At 43.7% G+C, this 21779-nt stretch carries 21 protein-coding genes; 14 read left to right on the top strand and 7 right to left on the bottom strand.

Annotated features, from left to right (window positions below; all coding sequences use genetic code 11):
- Positions 1–38: 38 nt before the first annotated feature.
- Genes nosD through H9628_RS00180 form a run of 5 tightly spaced genes read right to left on the bottom strand, consistent with a single transcriptional unit; the run spans position 39 to position 4899 of the window.
- Complete coding sequence (gene nosD / locus H9628_RS00200) at positions 39–1265, bottom strand: nitrous oxide reductase family maturation protein NosD (RefSeq protein ID WP_251832103.1); 1227 nt, start codon at positions 1263–1265, stop codon at positions 39–41.
- A gap of 6 nt (positions 1266–1271) precedes the next feature.
- Positions 1272–1682, bottom strand: a complete 411-nt coding sequence (locus H9628_RS00195; protein WP_251832102.1) for a nitrous oxide reductase accessory protein NosL — start codon at positions 1680–1682, stop codon at positions 1272–1274.
- Positions 1683–1713: 31 nt separating this feature from the next.
- Positions 1714–2310, bottom strand: a complete 597-nt coding sequence (locus H9628_RS00190) for a hypothetical protein (RefSeq protein ID WP_251832101.1) — start codon at positions 2308–2310, stop codon at positions 1714–1716.
- Between the two features lie 52 nt (positions 2311–2362).
- The gene (gene nosZ, locus H9628_RS00185) at positions 2363–4363 is read right to left on the bottom strand and encodes a Sec-dependent nitrous-oxide reductase (RefSeq protein WP_251832100.1); all 2001 of its coding nucleotides are present in this window, start codon (positions 4361–4363) and stop codon (positions 2363–2365) included.
- Between the two features lie 38 nt (positions 4364–4401).
- Entirely contained in the window at positions 4402–4899 is a 498-nt protein-coding gene (locus H9628_RS00180) for a c-type cytochrome (RefSeq protein WP_251832099.1), read from the bottom strand.
- Between the two features lie 146 nt (positions 4900–5045).
- Here H9628_RS00180 and H9628_RS00175 point away from each other — a divergent pair, with 146 nt between their 5' ends.
- From H9628_RS00175 to H9628_RS00115, 13 genes are all read left to right on the top strand, one after another.
- Positions 5046–5432, top strand: a complete 387-nt coding sequence (locus H9628_RS00175) for a c-type cytochrome (protein WP_251832098.1) — start codon at positions 5046–5048, stop codon at positions 5430–5432.
- 115 nt (positions 5433–5547) lie between these two features.
- Positions 5548–5916: a hypothetical protein gene (locus H9628_RS00170; protein WP_251832097.1), complete on the top strand. Its 369-nt coding sequence runs from the start codon at positions 5548–5550 to the stop codon at positions 5914–5916.
- A gap of 62 nt (positions 5917–5978) precedes the next feature.
- On the top strand, positions 5979–8018 hold the full coding sequence (locus tag H9628_RS00165) for a TonB-dependent receptor domain-containing protein (RefSeq protein ID WP_251832096.1): 2040 nt from the start codon (positions 5979–5981) through the stop codon (positions 8016–8018).
- Positions 8019–8553: 535 nt separating this feature from the next.
- Positions 8554–10449, top strand: coding sequence for a molecular chaperone DnaK (gene dnaK / locus H9628_RS00160; protein ID WP_251832095.1), 1896 nt, complete (start codon positions 8554–8556; stop codon positions 10447–10449).
- A 222-nt stretch (positions 10450–10671) separates the two neighbouring features.
- Entirely contained in the window at positions 10672–12060 is a 1389-nt protein-coding gene (locus H9628_RS00155; RefSeq protein ID WP_251832094.1) for an MBL fold metallo-hydrolase, read from the top strand.
- A 108-nt stretch (positions 12061–12168) separates the two neighbouring features.
- Entirely contained in the window at positions 12169–12390 is a 222-nt protein-coding gene (locus tag H9628_RS00150; RefSeq protein ID WP_251832093.1) for a hypothetical protein, read from the top strand.
- Positions 12374–12577, top strand: a complete 204-nt coding sequence (locus tag H9628_RS00145) for a DUF6132 family protein (RefSeq protein WP_251832092.1) — start codon at positions 12374–12376, stop codon at positions 12575–12577. The genes H9628_RS00150 and H9628_RS00145 overlap by 17 nt, the downstream gene beginning before the upstream one ends.
- Positions 12578–12594: 17 nt before the next feature.
- Positions 12595–12888, top strand: a complete 294-nt coding sequence (gene trxA / locus H9628_RS00140; protein ID WP_251832091.1) for a thioredoxin — start codon at positions 12595–12597, stop codon at positions 12886–12888.
- 145 nt (positions 12889–13033) lie between these two features.
- Positions 13034–14050, top strand: a complete 1017-nt coding sequence (locus H9628_RS00135) for a nucleoid-associated protein (protein ID WP_251832090.1) — start codon at positions 13034–13036, stop codon at positions 14048–14050.
- 47 nt (positions 14051–14097) lie between these two features.
- Positions 14098–16296 carry an ATP-binding protein gene (locus tag H9628_RS00130; protein ID WP_251832089.1) on the top strand — a complete coding sequence of 733 codons (2199 nt, stop codon included), beginning with the start codon at positions 14098–14100 and terminating at the stop codon, positions 16294–16296.
- On the top strand, positions 16296–16850 hold the full coding sequence (locus H9628_RS00125; protein WP_251832088.1) for a biliverdin-producing heme oxygenase: 555 nt from the start codon (positions 16296–16298) through the stop codon (positions 16848–16850). The genes H9628_RS00130 and H9628_RS00125 overlap by 1 nt, the downstream gene beginning before the upstream one ends.
- Positions 16851–16895: 45 nt before the next feature.
- Positions 16896–17924 carry a catalase family protein gene (locus H9628_RS00120; protein ID WP_251832087.1) on the top strand — a complete coding sequence of 343 codons (1029 nt, stop codon included), beginning with the start codon at positions 16896–16898 and terminating at the stop codon, positions 17922–17924.
- Positions 17917–18651: a DNA-formamidopyrimidine glycosylase family protein gene (locus tag H9628_RS00115; protein ID WP_251832086.1), complete on the top strand. Its 735-nt coding sequence runs from the start codon at positions 17917–17919 to the stop codon at positions 18649–18651. Before H9628_RS00120 ends, H9628_RS00115 begins: the two co-directional genes overlap by 8 nt.
- Positions 18652–18681: 30 nt before the next feature.
- On the opposite strand, the gene cysK is transcribed toward H9628_RS00115, so the two are convergent.
- Positions 18682–19614, bottom strand: a complete 933-nt coding sequence (gene cysK, locus H9628_RS00110; RefSeq protein ID WP_251832085.1) for a cysteine synthase A — start codon at positions 19612–19614, stop codon at positions 18682–18684.
- Between the two features lie 52 nt (positions 19615–19666).
- Positions 19667–20482, bottom strand: a complete 816-nt coding sequence (epsC, locus tag H9628_RS00105) for a serine O-acetyltransferase EpsC (RefSeq protein ID WP_251832084.1) — start codon at positions 20480–20482, stop codon at positions 19667–19669.
- A gap of 312 nt (positions 20483–20794) precedes the next feature.
- Between epsC and H9628_RS00100 the strand changes: the two genes are divergently transcribed.
- Positions 20795–21721: a malate dehydrogenase gene (locus H9628_RS00100; RefSeq protein ID WP_251832083.1), complete on the top strand. Its 927-nt coding sequence runs from the start codon at positions 20795–20797 to the stop codon at positions 21719–21721.
- Positions 21722–21779 lie beyond the last annotated feature (58 nt).

Below are 21779 nucleotides of genomic sequence, written 5' to 3'. Positions count from 1 at the left end.
TGTCTGAGGGTGGATGTTTGAGGAGGTTTAAAGTATTTTTAAATCTCCACTTTTTTCATTAACGGTTCGGCATCCACAAAGTTTTCTGGTGTCAGGCTCGGAAGAATTTTCTCCGTACGGTCGAGTAAATCCACGAAGAAAGTACGGAACAAGAGCATGATCGATGGATTGTTTTCCACCAATACGGCGTAGAGGCTCAATGGATGGAAGGGGATGTCGCCTATTTTATCTTTGTCCAGATCATAGCCTTCATATTTGTCCCAGTAGTTCCGTTTAAAATCGTTCATTGCCATCGTTCCACTTGTGCTTACATCAAAGGTATTATTGATGAAATTATTGTTGATGACCCTGTTTTCCATGCAGTTTGAATTGATTTTCATGGCCCAACCGTTATTTTCGATCTTATTTTTGAAGAAATCGATTTTTGTAGCACCATCCATGAATATCGCGATGGTATTGTTTGAGAACCGGTTGTGTTTTATTTTGCTGAAACTGATGTCTTTCAGCAGCAGTCCATAATTGGCATCTCCCCAGTTATTGATAAAACTGTTGCCCACCATACCGACATTATTGCTGTACATCACGGCTACGCCGGCGTTGTTGTTATCGAAAACATTGTTCACATACACGTCGTCATTAGAGTTCATGAAATGCAGACCGTAGCGCAGGTTTTTGGTGGAATAGTTCCGGTAAATGTAGGAGTTGATCACTTTTTCGAGGTAGATGCCGTCTTTATGACCTTCTATGTGGTTGTTTTTGATCCAAAGTTCATCGCTAACCCATCCGTGGATGCCATCGCCCACGCCTTCCTGCGATTTTGACCGCGATGTGATGATTCTGTTATTGGCAATAAGGCAGCGAAAACCGCGTTGGATATAGATTCCGAAATAGTTGTTCTCGAAAATGTTATTCGTTATCGTAGAATATTGGCTGTTATAAAGCCGTACAGCGCCTATGTTTTTTATTTCGTCTTCGCCGGAATTGATGATTCTGAAACCGCTGATGTGGATGTTGTTGGCACGCATGGAAATAATTTCGTACTTCATTTCGCCGTCCAAGATGGGTCTGCCAACGCCGATCAGTGAAAGTGGATGCGTAATGCTGATGTTGCCTTCGCGGTAGTGGCCGCTGTGTACTAAAATACTGTCGCCACTTTTCGATGCGGCGACAGCTTGTTTTAATGTTTTAAATTGTTCGTTTTTGCCGACTTTAAGTACATTCGAAAATGTAAATAGCGGCATCAACAGTAACAAAAATCTGATCATGATTTATTATTTGGTGAGACTTGCCCCCATGTTGGCTGCAGCTTTTTCGGCTGCTGCACGGGTTTGGTAGGCCTGAGTATTACCACCCATCGGCGATTTTATTTTTCCACCTTTGATTAAGGTCGCTTTGGCTTTTTCGAGGAATTTGCCGGAAGGATAATCTACTACATATAGTTTAGCATTTTTAGCTTTGTCAGGATTTGAGTTTTCGTACATCGTCATGCACATGATGTCGTCAAATTTATACGCACGTCCTTTCTCGGTTATCAGCTCTGTGGCGTAGCCAAGTTGACTGATTGTCATCCGGCAGTTATCACACTGGTCTTTGCCAAGCGCGATTTCTTTTGGTCCACTTTTTTGGCAGGAAAGCATCGCGATCACGGAAAATGCAAGAATTAGAAGTTTTGGAAATTTCATTCGGATTTTATTTAATTATTAAGACATTATTTTAGGAAAGGACACGTTCAGATGTGGGTTTCCGGTATTCTATTACAGCTAAGATAGCCAAAATACCAGCAACCGCAAACATGATTCCTCCCCCAATATTTGGGTATGAATACGCGCCGAAATTGAGTAACTGCTTAAAGCCGATCAATGGCGGCTGGTATGACATGCCCGGTACTACGATGGCAGCATTTGGATCTAAATTATGGCCATAATCATATTCCCACAGCCAAAAGTCAACCATAAACGCAACCCCAAAGACAAGGAACAGCACTGTGGTGACATACAACCACGATTTTCTATTAAGTATTGCCGCCAAAAAACAAAGCAGTGCGAAAAATCCCAGTGCGTACGGTAAAACTTCAAACTCCCAGAAATCTTCAGGATGGATGGTTTTCATACCGATATAGTGATTCAGTCCATTGATTATCTCATATTCGCCGGTGATCTTATTTGCCCAGAGAAACATCGAAAGTCCCTCAGGGTACTGCGGCGCCTCCAGATAGATGGACCACAGCGGAACAAATATTGAAATGACCAGCGCGATTCCACATACGGCTAACAGAATGCGTGTAAACTTAGATAGGCCAGTATTTTTCATGTCGGATTAAATTAAAAAAGGGCAGAAAACTCTGCCCTTTGTTACTAAACTGTTATTTAGTTTCTCCTGATTTTACAGGGCTTTGTGCGTTGTCTTTTTTATTGTTCAGCGAGTAGATCAGCGGAGTGTTGCTTCCCGCGGGCGAAACTCTCACATAACCCTGCATTTCCTGGTGCAGCGCGCTGCAGAAGTCTGTACAGTACATCGGGAACATTCCTGCTTTCTTCGGAACCCATTTCAGCGTGCAGGTTTCACCCGGCATGATGAGGAGTTCTGCATTCTCGTTTCCTAAGATCGCGAAACCGTGCGGCACATCCCAATCCTGTTCAAGGTTCGTGACATGGAAGTAAACTTCATCACCAACACGAATACCTTCAATGTTATCAGGTGCAAAGTGAGAACGGATGGAAGTCATGTACACATGCACTTTATTTCCTTCCCGTACCACCTTACTTTCTGCTTCGCCTTTGGTGGCATATGGATGGTTGTTCTCTGCTATCTTAAAGAATTTGACCTGATTTTTAGAGATCATCTCGCCCGGTAATGCCTGCGCGTAGTGTGGCTCGCCGAAGGTTGGGAAATCCAGCAACAACTGCATCTTATCACCGCTGATGTCATAAAGCTGAGCTGATTGTGCCAATTCCGGACCGGTGGGCAGATAGCGATCTTTCGTGATCTTGTTGTAAGCTACAAGATATTTCCCGAAAGGTTTGCCAGAATCGCCACCAGGGATCATCAGGTGACCTACGGAGTAGAATGTTGGTGTTCTGTCTAAAACTTTAAGGTCTTTAATATTCCATTTCACTACTTCAGAAGATACGAACATCGAGGTGTACGCGTTTCCTTTTCCGTCAAATTCAGTATGGAGCGGACCTAAGCCCGGTTTCTGAACCTCACCGTAAAGTGCTGCTTCATATTTGATTACCTGTACGCCGTCATATTCTCCTGCAAATGCTTTATCCGCGATCGCTTTCTGGATTTTGTCAAAACTAAAGACAGGGATCAGTGCGGCAAGTTTTCCGGAACCGATGATATATTCACCTGTTGGGTCTACATCGCATCCGTGTGGAGATTTCGGACACGGAATCATATACATTGCATCCTTCATGTCCTCCACAGAAAGTACAGTGACTTCTTTCTTCATGGTTGAAGTGGCGCTGTGCGTGCTCTCATCCCACTTGTTGTGTGCATAGTTGGTGGCTACCTTTCTTCCTTTGCCTGCTTTCACCAGCTCTGCCGCTTTTCTCCAGTTTACTGCCATGATGAAGTCTTTGTCGTTTTGCGACGCATTCACCTCCAGCAGTGTATTTGCTTTTTCAGAGTTGTAGCACGAAAAGAAGAACCAGTCTTTTGATTTGCCTTTTCCGGCGTGTGACAGGTCAAAGTTGATACCCGGCGCTTCGATCTGGAAAGTTAGATCCATATCACCGGTTTGCTGATCAATTCCGATAAATGAAAGTACGCCTTTAAAATTTTCTTTGAACGTATCAATCGGTACGTCACCGCTCACGTCATCCATCGGCACGGCGAAACGTGTTCCTGCAACTACAAACTCCGTGTTTTCTGTAAGGAATGGTGAAGAGTGGTTACCGGCGGAATTCGGAAGTTCAAGGATCTCAACAGTCTTGAAGGTTTTGAGGTCTAGTCTTGCGACGCGTGGCGTGTTGTTCGCGTTCGCAAAAAGCCATCTTCCGTCCACTTCCGCATTGGTCTGCGACAGGGAAAGGTGATGCTGGTCATCCCACGGAATGAAGCCGTGTGAAGTCTGCAGCATAGGTTTGGTTTCTTCGCTGTAGCCGTAGCCATTCTCCGGATTTTGTGAGAATACCGGCAAAACTTTCAGCAGTCGGCCACTCGGCAATCCGTAGACGTTCACCTGACCGTTGAAACCACCACTCACAAAGTTGTAGAACTCATCGTACTTGCCTGGAGCTACATACACTTTCTGAGCTGCGTCGCCGCTTACCGCAGTTTCTGTACCTTTTGGTTTGCATCCTGTGAGCGCACTTAAAGCCACTACGGATGCCAGTCCAAATAATTTAAGACTTTTCATTATGTATCTGTTTATGTTTTTTTTAAGTACCTGGATAGTTACTTCGCGCCGTCAATTTCGCGCATGTATTCCAGAATTTCGCGGGCTTCGCTGTCAGCAAGACCTTGGTTAGGCATTCTTACCAGACAAAGCTCAAGTTGTTTCTGAAGTTCCGGGTCCACGTCGATCATTGGATCTGGGTTGCTGATGAAGTTCATGATCCATTCCGGAGTCTGCCTTTGGGTTACGCCTTTCCAGCCTGGACCCACAAGTTTTTCGTCGGTAGGTTTGTGACATGATGTACATTTCACATCAGCGATTTTTTTACCCGCTGCAGCCATTGCAGGATCGAATTTACTTACGTCTACATTTTCATGTGGACCCAGACCACGTTTAGGGTCATAGGCAGACGCATCAGCACCGCCAGCAGGCGCTTCAGTAGCTGCCGGAGTGTCTGTGTTTGAGGCTGTTGGGATTGAATCTGATTTCTGGTCGCCGCCGCACGAGAACAATGCAAAGGCGAAGGTTGCTAAAGCAACTGTTTTTAATGAATTCATAATTTAATTATTTTTATACCTCAAAAGTAGAAAGTTTTATGCCCAAGCGCGTATGACTCAGATCATATGTTTGGTATGATATTTATCGTCATATTTGCTTGTTACCTTTATAGAAAACAAATAAGTTTGCATTAAATAATATAACTATGAATAAATATTTTGCGATTGGAATTTTAATGATGGCTTTTTCCTGCGGGAAGGATACAGTAGACTCCGGGAAAGAAAGTGATGTGATGATGGAGGAGCCGAACATTGCTGTTGTAGATTCGGCAGCTGCCGGAAAACATGAAGGTTTGGCGCTTATTGAGGGGGCAGACTGTCTTACCTGTCATAAAGTAGATGCGCGGATAGTAGGCCCATCTTATCAGGAAGTTGCTGATAAATATACAGAGGCAGATATCGATATGCTGGCAACTAAGATTATCGAAGGTGGTAAAGGAAACTGGGGTGAGATCCCGATGACGCCGCACACTGGTATGAGTCCGGAAAACGCCAAAAAGATGGTTGAATATATCCTGACATTAAAGAAGTAACAATATAGGTTTACGCTGAACTCCGCCTCTGGGCGGAGTTTTTTTATGACCATTGTCATCATGACAAATGACAGTTTAGCGTTTCCGGGTTGCTAATTGCCTTAATTTTGACACAGTGAAACTGCTGTTCTCCATATTGTTTTCTTCGCTGGTGTTTTTTTCCGGCACAAAGAATCTGATTTTTCTGCTGGATTATAATCTGAACGCAGATTATTACGAGAATGTCTGCGAAAACCGCAGCCGCCCGGAGATGGAATGCCACGGCAAATGTCAGATAACAAAAGATGCGCAGAAAAATCCCAAAAGTCTAAGTTTTAATCATTTCAGTTTTGATTTCTATCCGCTGGAAGGCATTAAACTGTCCGTTCCGCACCGCGGATTTGTTACTGAAATTGCTGCCGTACGCCATACATTTATCCGTTGGAGTGCAGTATCGCTCAATGTTCCGAACCCACCTCCCAATTGCTGGAATTTAAATTCTTGATGTTCTGAAATGTACTGCCAAAGTCTGGCGGTGCACATCTTTAAATTAAATTCCAAAATTCTATGTTATTCAATTATAATCCGGCTACCGGCGGGCTGAAGTTTCGTGCCGTGTTTGCCGCGCTCATATTGTCGTCTGCAGCTAAGGCGCAGACGGAATCCCAAGACAGCCTCGGCTACCGAAATATTGAAGTGGTGAAAATCATCAAAATCGGCGCGGGAGACAAAAACAAATCCCGTATTACTACTTCAAACACAGATCTTCTGAATCATGACGCGGGCAAATTCCTTAGCTCAATTCCTGAGATTTCCGGTATCAAGAAAGCCGGCAGCTACGCGACAGACCCGGTTTTGCGAGGTTTTAAATATGAGCAGCTAAACATTGTGATCGACGGTGCAGCCCATGCGGCAAATGCGTGCCCGAGCCGTATGGATCCGCCGGTGAGTCACGTCAATATGAACATGGTGCAGGAAGCCGAAATCTTCAAAGGGCCATACCACTTCAGACACGGCAACAGTTTTGGTGGTACGGTAAATTTTGTCACGCTGAAACCTAAATTTTCAGATGAACCTGAGTTCGGAGGACGTGTATCCACCGGCTTCGAAAGCAACGGTTCGGTTTTCCGGAACGAAGCGTTTACAGAACTTACTTCAAAGAAAATGGTCTGGAATCTTTTCGGTTCATATCAAAAAGGCGATCGTTACAAAGACGGTAATGGCGATGAGGTCCGCTCTGCGTTTCTGCGGTACAATATCGGCACCAAAGCAAGTTTTAAATGGAATGAAAACCACCTTACCACACTGCAGGTAAACACAAACCAAGGCCGTGATGTGGAATTTGCTGCGCTGACGATGGACCTTATTTATGACAAAGCGTGGATGTTCCAACTCAAACATTTGGCGGAATTTCAGCACTCTTTTTTCAATCAATTTGATTTCAATTCTTTTTATTCGGTGGTCGATCACTCCATGGGCAGCCCGGACCACACGATGGTCTCTGACGTAAGGTCTGTGACACTTGGCGGTCGCGGCGAACTGAAGAAAAGCTGGCAAAACAATGTCCTTTTTACAGGCGTCGATTACCGGCACGAGGCCGCCGAAAACATCAGCATGGTAATGCCGATGATGCCGGGCATGCCGATGAAAGACGGCACTGCGTGGCAGGATGCGGAAATCCGACAGTTGGGGTGGTTTGCAGAATACCAGCATCTGATGCCTTCTGCGAAACTCACGGTTTCCACACGGCTTGATGTGAATACTGGCGAGGCGAAAGCACCATCAAAGCTTTTCGGAATGTTATATGGTGAAGCCAAGGCGAGCGATATCAACGCAAACATCAGCGTCGGTTACAGCCGCAATTTCGGTCAGCATTTCCAGGTGGCGCTCTGGGCGGGCCGTGCACAGCGCAGCGGCAGCCTTACCGAAAGATTTATCAATCTGTTTCCGGTTGGAAATGACAATTATGAGATTCTCGGAAACCCAAATGTAAAACCGGAAATAAATAATCAAGCCGACCTGATCTTCACCTTTAGCCGTGAGAAAGTCTTTTTCCAGACCAATGTTTTCTACGCTTTCCTGCACGATTATATTTCCGGTATCATCCGGCCAAACATTATGCCTTCGTCCATGAAAAGTCCCGGTGTGCGGCAGATACAAAATCTGGAGCGTGCGATGAAAGCCGGTTTTGAATCCAGATTCAACTGGAAGTTTTTACCTCAACTTAGATCTGAAATGGCTGTATCGTTTACCTATGCCGAAGATCTGGATACCAAAAAACCTTTGCCCGAGATCTTCCCGCTCGATTTCCGCTGGAAAATGCAGGCCGACCTGTCGCCCGTCATTTTTTCGGTAAATTATCGCTATGCCGCCGCTCAAAACAGAGTCGATCCAGGCTTTGGCGAACTTCAGACACCGGCATTTTCGGTGGTGGACCTGCATGGTAAGTACGAAGTTTTCCGCAATGCCTTCATCGATGCGGAGGTCAGCAACCTGTTTGATAATGCTTATGCAGAACACCTGAACCGCACGCTTACCGGCAACCGCAGTGTGCGCATCCTGGAGCGTGGCCGCAGTTTCAATCTGGGCTTTACCTATTCGTTTTGATTTTAAATTTAATGTTTACAAAAACACTTCTGCACGAAGTGTTTTTTTTTATTAAATCTGTCAGCTGACATACCGGGACTTCTGAAAACGGAATATTGGGTTGCAGAAATGGCATTTTGGCTTGCAGAAATGATATATCAGGGTGCAGAAATGGGATATCACCGTGCAGAAATGGGATATCAGCGCACAGAAATGGAATATCAGCGTACGGAAATGCTATATCAGCGAATAGATATGATATATCAACGTACAGATATGATAAAACGTTAATGCGATTCCATTTCCTGCATTGATAATCCATATAATTCAACTAAAAAAAAGTATTTGTATTAAATAGTTATACTAAACATTATCAATAATGCAAAAAAAAGATATTGAGTATTTTATCTGGACTTGTGTTAGTCCTTAAGACGGCGATGAGACGGTACAAAAAGATTTATAAGTAAAAAAAGGTCAATTTGTCACACTTTTTTGCTTGGTATAAAATTGGAGAAAGGGTGTTTAAATAAAAATTTAAAAGCAAAAAATACATACTATGAGCAAAATAATCGGAATTGATTTAGGTACAACGAACTCCTGCGTTGCCGTTATGGAAGGTAAGGATGCCGTTGTAATCCCAAATGCGGAAGGTAAAAGAACTACACCTTCCATCGTAGCCTTCACCGAAGACGGTGAAAGAAAAGTAGGTGACCCTGCAAAAAGACAGGCGGTTACCAACCCTGAAAAGACAGTTTATTCAATCAAAAGATTCATCGGTACTCACTTCAAGGATGATGCAAGCGAGATCAGCAGAGTTCCGTATAAAGTGGTAGCAGGTCCGAATGATACGGTAAAAGTGAAGATTGACGACAGAGAATATACGCCACAGGAAATCTCTGCAATGACGCTTCAGAAAATGAAGAAAACGGCTGAAGATTACCTTGGTCAGGAAGTGACAAGAGCGGTAATCACTGTTCCAGCTTACTTCAACGATGCTCAAAGACAGGCGACAAAAGAAGCCGGTGAAATCGCGGGTCTGACCGTTGAAAGAATCATCAACGAGCCTACAGCAGCTGCTTTGGCTTACGGAATGGATAAGGCGCACAAAGACCAGAAAATCGCAGTGTACGATTTAGGTGGTGGTACTTTTGACGTATCGATCCTTGACCTTGGTGACGGTGTTTTCGAAGTACTTTCTACAAATGGTGATACTCACCTTGGTGGTGATGACTTCGATGATGTGATCATCAACTGGATGGCAGACGAATTCAAAACTGACGAAGGAGTTGACCTTAAGGCCGACGCAATCGCGCTTCAGCGTTTGAAAGAAGCAGCTGAAAAAGCGAAAATCGAGCTTTCGTCTTCAACTCAAACGGAAATTAACCTTCCATATATTACAGCTACGGCAACAGGTCCTAAGCACCTTGTGAAAACTTTGACTAAAGCTAAATTTGAGCAGCTTTCTGCCGATTTGGTGAGAAGATCAATGGAGCCTTGTAAAAAAGCACTTTCTGATGCCGGACTTTCTGTTTCAGATATCGATGAGGTAATTTTGGTTGGTGGTTCTACCAGAATCCCGATCATTCAGGAAGAAGTAGAGAAATTCTTCGGTAAAAAGCCTTCGAAAGGTGTGAACCCGGATGAAGTGGTGGCAATTGGTGCTGCTATTCAGGGTGGTGTATTGACAGGTGATGTGAAGGATGTGCTTCTTCTGGACGTTACTCCGCTTTCATTGGGTATCGAGACAATGGGTTCTGTTTTCACAAAACTTATCGATGCAAACACCACAATCCCGACGAAAAAATCTGAGACTTTCTCTACCGCAAGCGACAATCAGCCTGCTGTATCGATCAGAGTAGGGCAGGGTGAAAGACCAATGTTCAACGATAATAAGGAAATCGGACGTTTTGATCTTACAGACATTCCGCCAGCACCAAGAGGTGTTCCGCAGATTGAAGTAACATTTGATATTGACGCGAACGGTATCCTTCACGTTTCTGCGAAAGACAAAGGTACCGGTAAAGAACAGTCAATCAAGATTCAGGCGAGTTCAGGACTTTCAGATGATGAGATCCAAAGAATGAAGCGTGAAGCGGAAGAAAATGCTTCTGCGGATGCTAAGAAAAAAGAAGAAGTTGAAGTATTCAACAAAGCCGATGGCTTGATCTTCCAAACTGAGAAGCAACTGAAAGAATTTGGTGACAAACTTTCTGCTGATAAGAAAGCAGCTGTAGAATCTGCGGCGGCGGAACTGAAAACAGCTTTCGAAGCTAAAGATCTTGAAGCAACCAAGACCAAAACTGAAGCTCTAGATGCTGCTTGGATGGCTGCTTCCGAAGAGATGTACGCTGCAGGACAGCAAGGTCAGCCGGGTGCAGATATGGGTGGAAACCCAAATGCAGGCGGTGGCGCTGATGACGTTCAGGATGCAGATTTTGAAGAGGTAAAATAATACCCGATAAATATTTGATAATGACGGACGCTGTTGACATTTGTTGACAGCGTCTTTTTTTTAAGCTGAATTTTTAAATTTATTTTAAAAATTTCATGCTCAAATGCTTAAATAACCGGTTTTTTTGCAAATACCAGACCGAATGTAACTTATGTTACTGTGTAGGTGCGCCGAACGTATGATATTTGCACCATAAATTAGAAAACTATAAAAAATACTGATATGTTTTTTGAACACATTTTTGATAAGACGCTCGCACAGTCAAGTTATCTCGTAGGCTGCCAGGCATCAGGCGAAGCCATCGTAATCGATGCGCAGCGCGATACCGATGTATATCTTGATATTGCAAAGAAAAATAATCTGAAAATCACGCACATTACAGAAACGCATATCCATGCAGATTTTCTTGCAGGTTCACGCGAACTCGCGGCTGTGACTGGTGCTAAACTTTATCTGTCTGATGAAGGCGGTGAAGATTGGCAGTATGAATTTGCTCATCAAGGTCTCCGCGATGGTGATGTAATCCGTGTGGGAAATCTTACGTTCAAAGTGATGCACACACCGGGACATACGCCCGAAAGCATCACTTTTTTGCTGACAGATCATCCTGCAACCGATGAACCGGTGATGGTTTTCACAGGAGATTTCGTTTTCGTGGGAGATATCGGCCGTCCAGATTTGCTTGAAAAAGCCGCCGGAATTACGGGAACCAAAGAAGAAGGCGCACATCAGATGTTCGCTTCACTGAAGAAATTTGCTGATCTGCCGGAATTCGTCCAGGTTTGGTCAGGTCACGGTGCCGGTTCTGCCTGTGGAAAAGCGTTGGGCGCGGTTCCAAGTTCTACGGTTGGGTATGAATTGGTTCGCAACTGGGCATTTAAATATGGCGAAGATGAAAATGCTTTCACAAATGAACTTTTGAATGGCCAGCCTGAACCGCCAAAATATTTTGCAATGATGAAAAAACTCAACAAAGTCGACCGGCCGTTACTTGTTGAAGTTCCGAAACATCCGAAACTGTCTGTTGATGAGTTTATAGCAGCGTACAATAAAGGCATCAAGATAATCGATACGAGGAATAAATTGGAATACAACAAAGGTTTTGTGCCGGGTTCACTTAATATTCAGGGAACAAATTCATTCGCGACGTGGATGGGCTGGCAGATGAATTACAAAGAGCAATTCATTCTGATCGCGGATGAAAATGCTTTCGAAGACCTCACCCGTAAACTGATGCGAATCGGGATGGACAATATCTATGGCCTCTTCACTTCTGTGAATGACCTTCCGCTTGAACTGCAACAAGCGGATATCGTCTCGGTTGAAGAATTTGAGCAGATTGCAAAAAGTGGTGATGCACAGGTTATTGATGTGCGAAATGAATCTGAATATAAAGCCGGACATGTTGAAGGCGCTGTGAATTTGTTTTACGGAACCATTCAGGATGATTTAGATAAAGTGAGCAAAGACCGTGAAGTGGTGATCTATTGCCAGGCTGGTGACCGCGCCGCCATTGCACAGTCTGTACTGCACAGAAACGGTTTCAATGTGAAAACTTTCTCGGGCAGCATGAAAGAATGGAAAGCAGCCGGAAAACCGGTCGTACAGTGATTTGAATAAAAACAAGGTGATCCCGAAGGCAAATTAAAACTAAACAACAAGCGGCAGATTACCGTGTAAACAGAGAGTTTGCTGCTCGTTTCTACATTAAAACACACAATGAATTTACTTAAGAACTGGCATCTGATGCGCATCCTGCGGTTTTCGCTTGGTGTGCTGATGGTCGGGGAAAGCGTTCGCTCACAGCAGTGGTTTTTACTCGGATTTGGCGTGTTTTTCACGTATATGGCGCTCGCAAATAAAGGCTGTGGCCTTGCGTGCGAAACCAAACCTTCCGTCACAGGAAATGAAAAAGAAATAGAATATGAAGAAGTTCGTTAATAGAAACTTTCTGACGATTATCGGAGTTTTTGCAGGCGCACTGGCCAGCTATCTATACTGGCATTTTATTGGCTGCAATACCGGTACATGTGCGATCACCTCCAAACCGATCAACAGTACGGTATATGGCGCCATGATGGGCGGCCTGCTGTTGTCGACGTTCAAGAAGCAGGTGAAAGAAGTTTAATTTTAAATTTTATTAAAATGACATTTAAAGAAATAATCAGTCAGGATAAACCTGTTTTAGTGGATTTTTTTGCTGAATGGTGCGGCCCGTGCAAGATGATGGCGCCTATTCTTGAAGATTTAAAGAAGAAAGTAGGTGAAGATGCCGGAATACTAAAAATTGATATTGATAAGAATCCGCAGGTTGCAGCCGCATTCCAGGTCCGCAGCGTTCCGACTTTGATCCTGTTCAAAAATGGCGAGCAGGTGTGGAAACAGGCTGGCGTGATGTCTGCAGATCAGCTCGCAACGGTTATCACTCAGCACAAATAAATTTCAATTTTAGTTTGAAAAAGGAACCCTCTGAATTTATTTTCGGAGGTTTTTTTTTGTTAAATATTCGCCGCGTCAGTTTACGCGGAAAATTTCGGAATGCCGGACTTTTAAAATTATCTTTGCATCCCTAAAATTTTACTTCATGATCTCCAAAATAATTGTACATAAAGTCGGTAACCGTATTAATCAGGAATCGCTGATCCTTTCGCAGCAACCTTTGGATCTCGCAGAAGAAATGACAGAACTGCTTGAGGATTTTTTCCTTAAATCATTTAAATCTGAAGAACAGTACCGTTTTTACAGTGAAACTTATCTTGTTAATAATACGGTATTTGGGGCGGTTTCAGAGATTTTCGGGAATCCAACGAAATTTGTAGAAGAAGCCGAAAATATCGCGCAGCATCTATACGATATCACGGAAAACCCACGTGTAAAAAGCGGCGAACTCTTCATCGTTTATTTTGAGGGCGAAGAAAATGCGGACGGGCATAAAATAGATTCAATCGGGATATTTAAAACCGAAAACAAAAATCCTTTCCTGAAGATTTTTCCGCAGGGGGAAACCTTTGACATTGAAAAAGATTACGGCATCGGGCTTTCTAAATTGGATAAAGGCGCTTTAATCTATAACAGTTCGAAAGAGTCCGGTTACGCAGTTTCGGTGGTTGATAACAACAAAAATGGTGATGCTGATTATTGGTTTGAAAATTTCTTGAAAGTAAAACAGCGCGATGACGAATATTTTCACACGCAGGAAACGCTGTCGGTTTACAAAGAATTCATCACGAAGCAGCTACCCCAGGAATTTGAAGTCTCAAAGGCAGATCAGGCCGATTTTCTGAACAAATCAATCAATTTTTTCAAGGAAAAAGAAAGCTTCGATTATGAAGAATTCACACAGGAAGTGCTGGAAGACAAAAACGTGATCGAAAGTTTCAGCAATTTTAAATCTGATTATGAACAGGAAATGCAGGTCTCGATCTCAGAGGACTTTGCCATCAGCGAGGCGGCGGTGAAAAAGCAAAGCCGCGGTTTTAAAAGTGTAATTAAATTGGATAAAAACTTCCATATTTATGTTCACGGCGACCGCAAAATGATAGAAACAGGCCAGGACGAGAGGGGAAAATACTACAGATTGTACTTTGAAGAAGAGAAGTAAAAAAAAATCTTAAATTTGTTGACGGAGCTTTTATTATTTCTTTTTTTATGAACTTAGTCGATTGCCACGAGGAGAAGATCCACATTTCCGGTCATATACAGGATTTCGGCTACATAATTGGTTTAGATCCTTCAACGAAAACTATTTCCTTTTTCAGCCAGAATATTTCAGAGATTTTTAATGCAGACGAAAATGTTCTGGGCGAAACTTTAGAGCAGAATTCACATGCCTTTGCGCCACTTCTTGAATCTGTGGTGCTGGGTAATCTGGAATTTGAAAATCTAAAGGACGTAGATGTTTTCCTGGACAAGATTTCGATCAACGATGTAAATTATCACCTCACCATTTATAGATACGAGGGAGTGGTCTTTCTTGAAATAGAGAAAGTGATCGAACATTTCCACACGCGAACCTTCGTCAGCAAAAAGTATGAGAGCATCAGCAACGCCACCACCTCAGCGGAAATCTGGGAACAACTGTTGAATTCTATCGCCGAGGCTATAGATTATGATCGTGTGATGGTGTACCGTTTCCTGGAAGACGGAAGCGGAAAAGTAATCGCAGAAAAACTGAAAAACGATGTTGAGAGCTATCTGAACCTCCATTATCCGGAAAGTGATATTCCGCGTCAGGCCCGTGACCTGTATCTTAAAAAACGGAAAAGGATATTCAGTAATGTAAGTTCTGCACCGGTTCCTATTATTTCTAAACTTCAGGAGCCTGTGAACCTTACCTATTCTACGCTGCGCGCTATGTCGCCAGTGCATGGGCAATACCTTAAAAATGCCGGTGCAGAGTCCAGTTTCAGTACGTCTATCGTCATAGACAATAAGCTTTGGGGAATGGTGACCTGCCAGAATACTAAAGCTAAACATATCGATCTGGTGAACAGAATACGGTCTGAAGTATTCACGGTAATCGCGGCGAACGCCTACGCGTCTTACAAAACGCGCCAGATATTGAATGACAGTATTGAACTTGAAAGCCATATTAAAAAATTAAAAACCGCACTGCTGCAGCACAATTCGGTGGAATCTTCGCTTTTTGCGAATATAGAAAGCATGCGGGATTATCCCGCTGCTGACGGTTTGGCCGTTGTGGTAGGTCAAAATATTCGCACCTCCGGCTTTGTGCCCTCGGATGAGGATATCCTTCAGATCGTGCAGTATGCCCGTGAAAATCCATTGAAGAATTTTTATTCTACCAATGACTTCAGCAACGCGCTGGAAGGTAATATGGGTCAGATGGTGAATGCGGCCGGCGTGATGTTTGGCTTTACCGATGATGAGCGTAACGAACTGATGATTTGGTTCCGCCGGCAAATTGATACCCAGCTTCTTTGGGCCGGAAATCCATCAAAAGATACTACGGAGACGGTGCTGAACGGCGACCAGCAATATGTGATCTCGCCGCGGAAATCTTTTGCTACCTATATTGAAAACATAAAAGGAAAGGCTACGCCGTGGAAAAACCGGGATGTCATAGCAGCAAAGAGAGTGGTAGCCGCCATTCTGGAAACCACCTACAGCCAGTTCCGCAAAGTACAGGAACTGAATGATGAACTGAGAAATCTCAACGAAGAACTCGACAGTTTTTCCTACACCATCTCTCACGATCTGGGTACTCCGCTTACGGTGATGAAACTTAATGCGCAACTGCTTGAACGTGCTCATCACGACAATCCGGAAGTCCGAAAAAGAGTGGGCAGTATTTTAGCCGAAATTCTAGGAATGGAAAGCATGATGCGCGGCGTGTTGCAGCTCAGCAAAGCTAAATCTACCGAAATAGAGCTCAAAGAACTCGAAACTGCATCTACAATAAGAAAAATTTGCCTTGATGCACAGCTTACCATCAGTGAAACTACCGAAGTAGTCATCGGTAAAACACCAAATGTTCTTGCGGACGAAACGATGATGAGACAGGTCTTCCTTAATATTATCGGTAACGCGGTGAAATACTCAAGCAAAAGTGCGAATCCAAAAATTGAGATTCACGGTCGCGAAGAAGGTGATAAAGTGATATACAGCGTGAAGGACAACGGGATCGGTATTCCGGCGAAAGATCAGGCAAAAATGTTCAAGATTTTCAGCCGTATGGAAAATGCCAAGGGCTTCCAGGGCAACGGCGTCGGCCTTTCTATTGTTTTCCGCATTATGAAGCGTCTTGGCGGCGATATTTCGTATGAAAGTACTGCTGAGAAAGAAACCGTCTTCAAACTTACTTTCCAAAATCCAAGAACGGTTTGATGATTTCCGAAAAACTTAAGTCCGGCACACGGCATCTGCACGATCTTACCGAAAAGAAATTCAATTCATCAAAAATATTTGAAGGCGGATTTGATATCGAAGATTACCGAAAACTGCTTCTATACAATTATGAGATGCTGAGTGCGTTCGAAAATGTTGTATTCAGCCTGATTCCTGATGAAGCTGCGGCAGATTTACACTTAGAAAAGCGACGTAAAATCAAACTGGCAGAAGAAGATATGCTGGCGTTGGGTGCCAACCTACCAAAAGTACAAGTTTTAAGTTCCGTAGACTGTGTGGCGGAAGCATGGGGAATTTTCTATGTAATGGAGGGTTCCACATTAGGCGGAAATATGATTGCCAAACAACTTTCGAAACTTAATGAGTTTAAAGATGCGCCGTTTCACTACTTCCGTTGCTACGGTCCGCACACCGGCTCGTACTGGAAGACTTTTAAGGAAGTTTTGGACCGCGAAATAAATCCTGCGGATGAAGAAGACTGCCTGAAAGGTGCTGAAAATGCCTACCGTTTCCTGCTGAATTTGCCCGATTGATCGGTTTCGTGGTTTCATTTTTGATGGCTTTAAAGCAAAACGCTTATGAAACGCTTCCAGACTTATTCGCCCGGGATGGACGCCCTTACCAAGGCAGAGGAAAAACTCCTTGCTGAGGATTTGCCGTTGATCGAAAAAGCCGTGCAGGTTTCGGCTAAAGTCAACAAAACCAAGCATGCAACGCGAAACGCTCACGCAAAATCTTTCGGATTTGTTCGCGGACATTTTATTCCGGTAAAAAATGATGCGGTGGATATCGCGCGGCTTTTGGGCGGCGCAAATTTAGGAATCATCATGCGCTACTCGCATCCCAATTTTTTTGTGACCAAAGGAGTTTGGGAATATCCTATTTACGGTTGTTCTCTGAAGATTTACAATAAAAGTGAACCCAAAAGTGCCAAGTTTCCGCTGGTTAATTTTCCTGTTTTTGTGACCAATTCAGTCAGCAAATTCCTTAAAATCCATATCAGGGCCAACCGTTTTTTCATCGCTTTGCGCCGAAATTATATTCTTGCGGCTCTCAAGGCTCCATCGCTTTTGTGGTCCGGCATGAGTCTTTTCTTTGATTTTCAGTTGCCAGGAATCTTGCGGAATGTGCTTAAATTTTTCGATATTGAAAGACAGTTTTTGCCAACATACGACTTTCATTCCGTGGGGTGTTTCCGGTTCGGCGAAAGGGTAGCGAAGGTGCGTCTGAAACCGAATTTTACGCTTCCGGTACAAAAAGGTAATGATCTGGACCAGGCTGAGCTTCTAAAAGATTTCTTCTCGAAAAATGAACTGTCGCTCGATTTTCAGGTGCAACTGGCGGTGAATAAATCTAAAACACCGGTCAACAACCTTCTCAAGCACTGGCGTGAAAAACATTCAGAGCTTATTACGGTCGGTAAGATTATCCTTTCACAGCAAGATTTATCTGCGTACGAAAATTTAGACTACGAGAATATTTCATTCAATCCGTTTGAAAATATTCCCGAACTTCAACCGGTCGGACGGATGCAGCAGGTCCGCCGCAAAATATACGATATGTCTGTGAAAACGCGCCAAACATTAAATCAAAAAAAATATGCCTGAAGGACCTACAATTCTCAATCTGAAGAATAAACTGAACCGCTACAAGGGAAAAAACGTGGTAGAGGCAACTGGCTACGCAGAGGTAGATAAAACGCTGATTAAAGATGTGAAACTTCTGGATGTGGATGCCTACGGCAAGAATTTCATATTTGTTTTTAAAGATTTCTTTGTGACCGTGCATTTGGGCCTCTTCGGTAGCATGCTGATCAACAAGCGAAAAAAGGTGAATGCCAGTTTCGCCCTCCAGTTTGAGGAAGCGGAAATCAATTTTTATATTTCTAAAGCCAAGATTATTCCGGGCAAGCCACAGGATCACTTTAATTATAAGACCGATATCCTGAAAGATGAATTCGACGGAGAATATGTGCTGTCTACCGTGCAGGAAAAATACGCAGACAAGATGATAGGCGATGTATTGATGGAGCAGGATTTGTTCACGGGTGTGGGAAACATCATTCGCATTGAGGCTCTGTACCGCGCGAAGATCCATCCCGAAACCATTGTAAAGAATATTCCGGAAAAGAAACTAATGTTCCTTATTGAATCAGTTGTCAATTATGCCTACGAATTTTTAGAACAGTCGAAAAAAGATGAGGTGAAAGAGAAAACACTGATTTACGGCAAGAAAATCTGCCCGAAAGATAAGCGGGAACTGATCATTGAGGAAATGGGAAAGGTGAAACGCAAGACCTACGTTTGTCCGAAGTGCCAGAAAAAATATGAATAAGAAAATCCTGCCGTTTGGCAGGATTTAATTTTAATAAGTGAACTCATTTTCTTCATAAAGCCCATCCACAGACCAATATCTTTCCCCGGTGTCATAGTTGAAAGTAAGGATTTTCGATCCGTCCGGGATTTCTGCCAGTTTTTTATTGATGGCCGCCAGCGATGCACCTGTTGATATTCCGGCTAAAATTCCTTCTTCGCGCGCTAATCTTTTAGTGAATTCGTAGGCTTCTTCTTTTTCTACTTGAATAGTTCCGTCTAGGATTTCTGTATTCAGAACTTTTGGGATGAATCCGGCACCAATTCCCTGCAGCGGGTGCGGGCCGGGGTCCCCGCCCGAAATTACGGGTGAATCTTTGGGTTCTACAGCGAAACTTTGCAGTGCTGGGAATTTCTGTTTCAGAATTTCACTTACGCCGGTGATATGTCCGCCAGTTCCTACGCCGGTAATCAGGTAATCAAAACCCTCAGGGAAATCGGTGAGAATTTCCTGCGCCGTCGTATTTCGGTGAATTTCGAGGTTGGCTTCGTTTTCAAACTGCTGCGGAATCCACACGTTGTCAAGTTCTTCGGCCATTTCCATTGCTTTTTTCACCGCCCCGGAAGTGCCGAGTTCACGCGGTGTCAGCACGAATTTGGCTCCATAAGAGGACATGAGTTTCCGTCTTTCAACGCTCATGCTCTCCGGCATTACAAGCACCAGCTGGTAACCTTTCACTGCACAAACCATGGCGAGGCCAACGCCCGTGTTGCCTGAAGTAGGTTCTACGATCAGTGTGTCTTTTGTGATTTTACCTTCGCGCTCGGCTTTTTCTATCATAGACAAAGCAATGCGGTCTTTGATGCTTCCGCCGGGATTTTGCCGCTCAAGTTTCATCCAAACTTCAAGATTTCGGTCGAAAAGTTTATTAATTCTGACTGTGGGCGTATTGCCAATGGCTTCTAATACGGTATTCAGTTTCATATTTTAGTATTTGTAATGTTTAATTTTTTATTAGTTCCTTTCGAGGTAAATTTTAAATAATAAAATTAATCGGTTCCTGCCCCGGAAATTTGTTTTTCACAGTGACCTGCCCTTTGTGAAAAACCACCGAATCAGCCGCGACGCTTTCGGTAATCCAAACATTACCGCCAATAAGCGAGCCATCACCAATCACTGTTTCGCCACCGAGTATCGTAGCGTTTGCGTAAATCACCACATTGTCTTTGATGGTTGGGTGCCTTTTTTTATGCTGCAATTCTTTGGCCACAGACAGCGCGCCCAGCGTAACGCCCTGGTAAAGGCGAACGTAGTTGCCGATGACGGTGGTTTCGCCGATCACGATTCCCGTGCCGTGATCGATAAAAAAGGGTGAGCCGATCTGTGCGCCCGGATGGATGTCTATGCCCGTTCTGCTGTGTGCAAATTCTGTCCAAATCCTTGGTATAAGCGGGATTTTTTTTTTCTCGAGCTCATGTGCGAGGCGATAAACAGCAATTGCGAAAAATCCAGGGTAAGAAAATATGATTTCTTCTACATTTTTAGCGGCAGGATCATTCTCAAACATATAGCGTGCATCCGCTTCAAGTGTGTTGTAAACTTTCGGAAATTCGGAAAAAAAATATTCTGCATCAGCCTCTGCGCTGTCTTTGCTTACAGAATTTAAGATTTCGGTAAATTCATCTTTAAACTGCTGCAGACGTGTTTCTATGTCGGGCAGTTTGGTGCATCGCTGCACTTCGAGAAAGAACACGAACCTGAAAAACCGGTCGATAAAATCTTCGGTCTTTTTCCTGTCGATATCTATCGAGCGGTGGGTGTAGCCGTGCGTAAGGTGCTGTGCAAAACTCATATTAAAAATATTTTGAATAACAAATTTAGTTAAGATAAAGTTCTGAATTATTGATGCATGGTAAGTTTAATGTGGCTGTACGGTGCGCTGAATTTGGTCAAAAATCATCTGGCAATCAGTTGGTCAACGGTTCATATTTGCTTAAATTTGTGCTGCAGACAGGCAAATAGGTGGCAGCGTTGCATTTGATTATTAAGTATATTTAAATATGACCTCTGCAGAATTTGGCCGGAGCAATTGGAAAGATTTAACAGACAAACCATATGGGAGCGCAGTTGCCATATGACGAATAAATATAAATAATTAAAACATATGAAAGTTACCGTAGTAGGAGCAGGTGCAGTAGGCGCGAGTTGCGCAGAGTATATTGCAATGAAAAATTTTGCCTCAGAAGTAGTTTTAGTAGACATCAAGGAGGGTTTTGCAGAAGGTAAGGCCATGGATCTGATGCAGACCGCGTCACTGAACGGTTTTGATACCAAGGTGACTGGTACTACCGCCGACTACAGCAAAACTGCAGGTTCCAAAGTGGCCGTGATCACTTCCGGTATCCCAAGAAAACCGGGCATGACCAGAGAAGAGCTGATCGGCATCAATGCGGGCATCGTGAAAGAGGTTACAGAAAACCTTGTGAAACATTCGCCGGACGTGATCATCATCGTGGTTTCAAACCCGATGGATACCATGGCTTACCTTGTACACAAAACTTCTGGATTAGCGAAAAACAAAATTATCGGTATGGGCGGCGCGCTTGATTCTGCACGTTTCAAATACAGACTGGCTGAAGCTTTGGAATGCCCGATCTCCGATGTTGACGGAATGGTGATCGCCGCACACAGTGATACCGGAATGTTGCCGCTGATGAGCAAAGCAACCCGTAACGGTGTTCCTGTAACTGAATTTTTAGATGCTGAAAAGCAGGCTTATGTGGAAGAAGAAACCAAGGTAGGCGGCGCAACGCTGACCAAACTTTTAGGAACTTCTGCCTGGTATGCACCGGGAGCGGCAGTTTCAGTAATGGTACAGTCTATCCTTTGCGACCACAAAAAAATGATTCCATGTTCATTAATGCTTGACGGTGAATACGGCGAAAGCGATATCTGCTTAGGCGTTCCGGCAATCATCGGCAAAGATGGCGTTGAAAAAATCGTGGAGATCAGCCTGACCGATGCAGAAAAAGAAAAATTTGCAACAGCTGCGAAAGCAGTGAGAGAAGTAAACGGGGATTTGAAATTCTAAAAAACCGATTTTATATAAAGAAAACCTTCCGGAAGCGGAAGGTTTTTTTTGTTTTTAT

It is taken from the genome of Kaistella pullorum (assembly GCF_014837035.1).
Lineage (GTDB): Bacteria > Bacteroidota > Bacteroidia > Flavobacteriales > Weeksellaceae > Kaistella > Kaistella rhinocerotis.
This window is presented reverse-complemented; position numbering and strand designations above follow the sequence as displayed.

Coding starts and splice junctions, on each gene's coding strand:
- H9628_RS00130 (WP_251832089.1), top strand. CDS start 14,098: ATGAACTTAGTCGATTGCCACGAGGAGAAGATCCACATTTCCGGTCAT.
- H9628_RS00195 (WP_251832102.1), bottom strand. CDS start 1,682: ATGAAATTTCCAAAACTTCTAATTCTTGCATTTTCCGTGATCGCGATG.
- H9628_RS00120 (WP_251832087.1), top strand. CDS start 16,896: ATGAAACGCTTCCAGACTTATTCGCCCGGGATGGACGCCCTTACCAAG.
- H9628_RS00135 (WP_251832090.1), top strand. CDS start 13,034: ATGATCTCCAAAATAATTGTACATAAAGTCGGTAACCGTATTAATCAG.
- H9628_RS00175 (WP_251832098.1), top strand. CDS start 5,046: ATGAATAAATATTTTGCGATTGGAATTTTAATGATGGCTTTTTCCTGC.
- epsC (WP_251832084.1), bottom strand. CDS start 20,482: ATGAGTTTTGCACAGCACCTTACGCACGGCTACACCCACCGCTCGATA.
- H9628_RS00115 (WP_251832086.1), top strand. CDS start 17,917: ATGCCTGAAGGACCTACAATTCTCAATCTGAAGAATAAACTGAACCGC.
- H9628_RS00155 (WP_251832094.1), top strand. CDS start 10,672: ATGTTTTTTGAACACATTTTTGATAAGACGCTCGCACAGTCAAGTTAT.
- H9628_RS00145 (WP_251832092.1), top strand. CDS start 12,374: ATGAAGAAGTTCGTTAATAGAAACTTTCTGACGATTATCGGAGTTTTT.
- trxA (WP_251832091.1), top strand. CDS start 12,595: ATGACATTTAAAGAAATAATCAGTCAGGATAAACCTGTTTTAGTGGAT.
- nosD (WP_251832103.1), bottom strand. CDS start 1,265: ATGATCAGATTTTTGTTACTGTTGATGCCGCTATTTACATTTTCGAAT.
- H9628_RS00150 (WP_251832093.1), top strand. CDS start 12,169: ATGAATTTACTTAAGAACTGGCATCTGATGCGCATCCTGCGGTTTTCG.
- cysK (WP_251832085.1), bottom strand. CDS start 19,614: ATGAAACTGAATACCGTATTAGAAGCCATTGGCAATACGCCCACAGTC.
- dnaK (WP_251832095.1), top strand. CDS start 8,554: ATGAGCAAAATAATCGGAATTGATTTAGGTACAACGAACTCCTGCGTT.
- nosZ (WP_251832100.1), bottom strand. CDS start 4,363: ATGAAAAGTCTTAAATTATTTGGACTGGCATCCGTAGTGGCTTTAAGT.
- H9628_RS00190 (WP_251832101.1), bottom strand. CDS start 2,310: ATGAAAAATACTGGCCTATCTAAGTTTACACGCATTCTGTTAGCCGTA.
- H9628_RS00180 (WP_251832099.1), bottom strand. CDS start 4,899: ATGAATTCATTAAAAACAGTTGCTTTAGCAACCTTCGCCTTTGCATTG.
- H9628_RS00100 (WP_251832083.1), top strand. CDS start 20,795: ATGAAAGTTACCGTAGTAGGAGCAGGTGCAGTAGGCGCGAGTTGCGCA.
- H9628_RS00165 (WP_251832096.1), top strand. CDS start 5,979: ATGTTATTCAATTATAATCCGGCTACCGGCGGGCTGAAGTTTCGTGCC.
- H9628_RS00125 (WP_251832088.1), top strand. CDS start 16,296: ATGATTTCCGAAAAACTTAAGTCCGGCACACGGCATCTGCACGATCTT.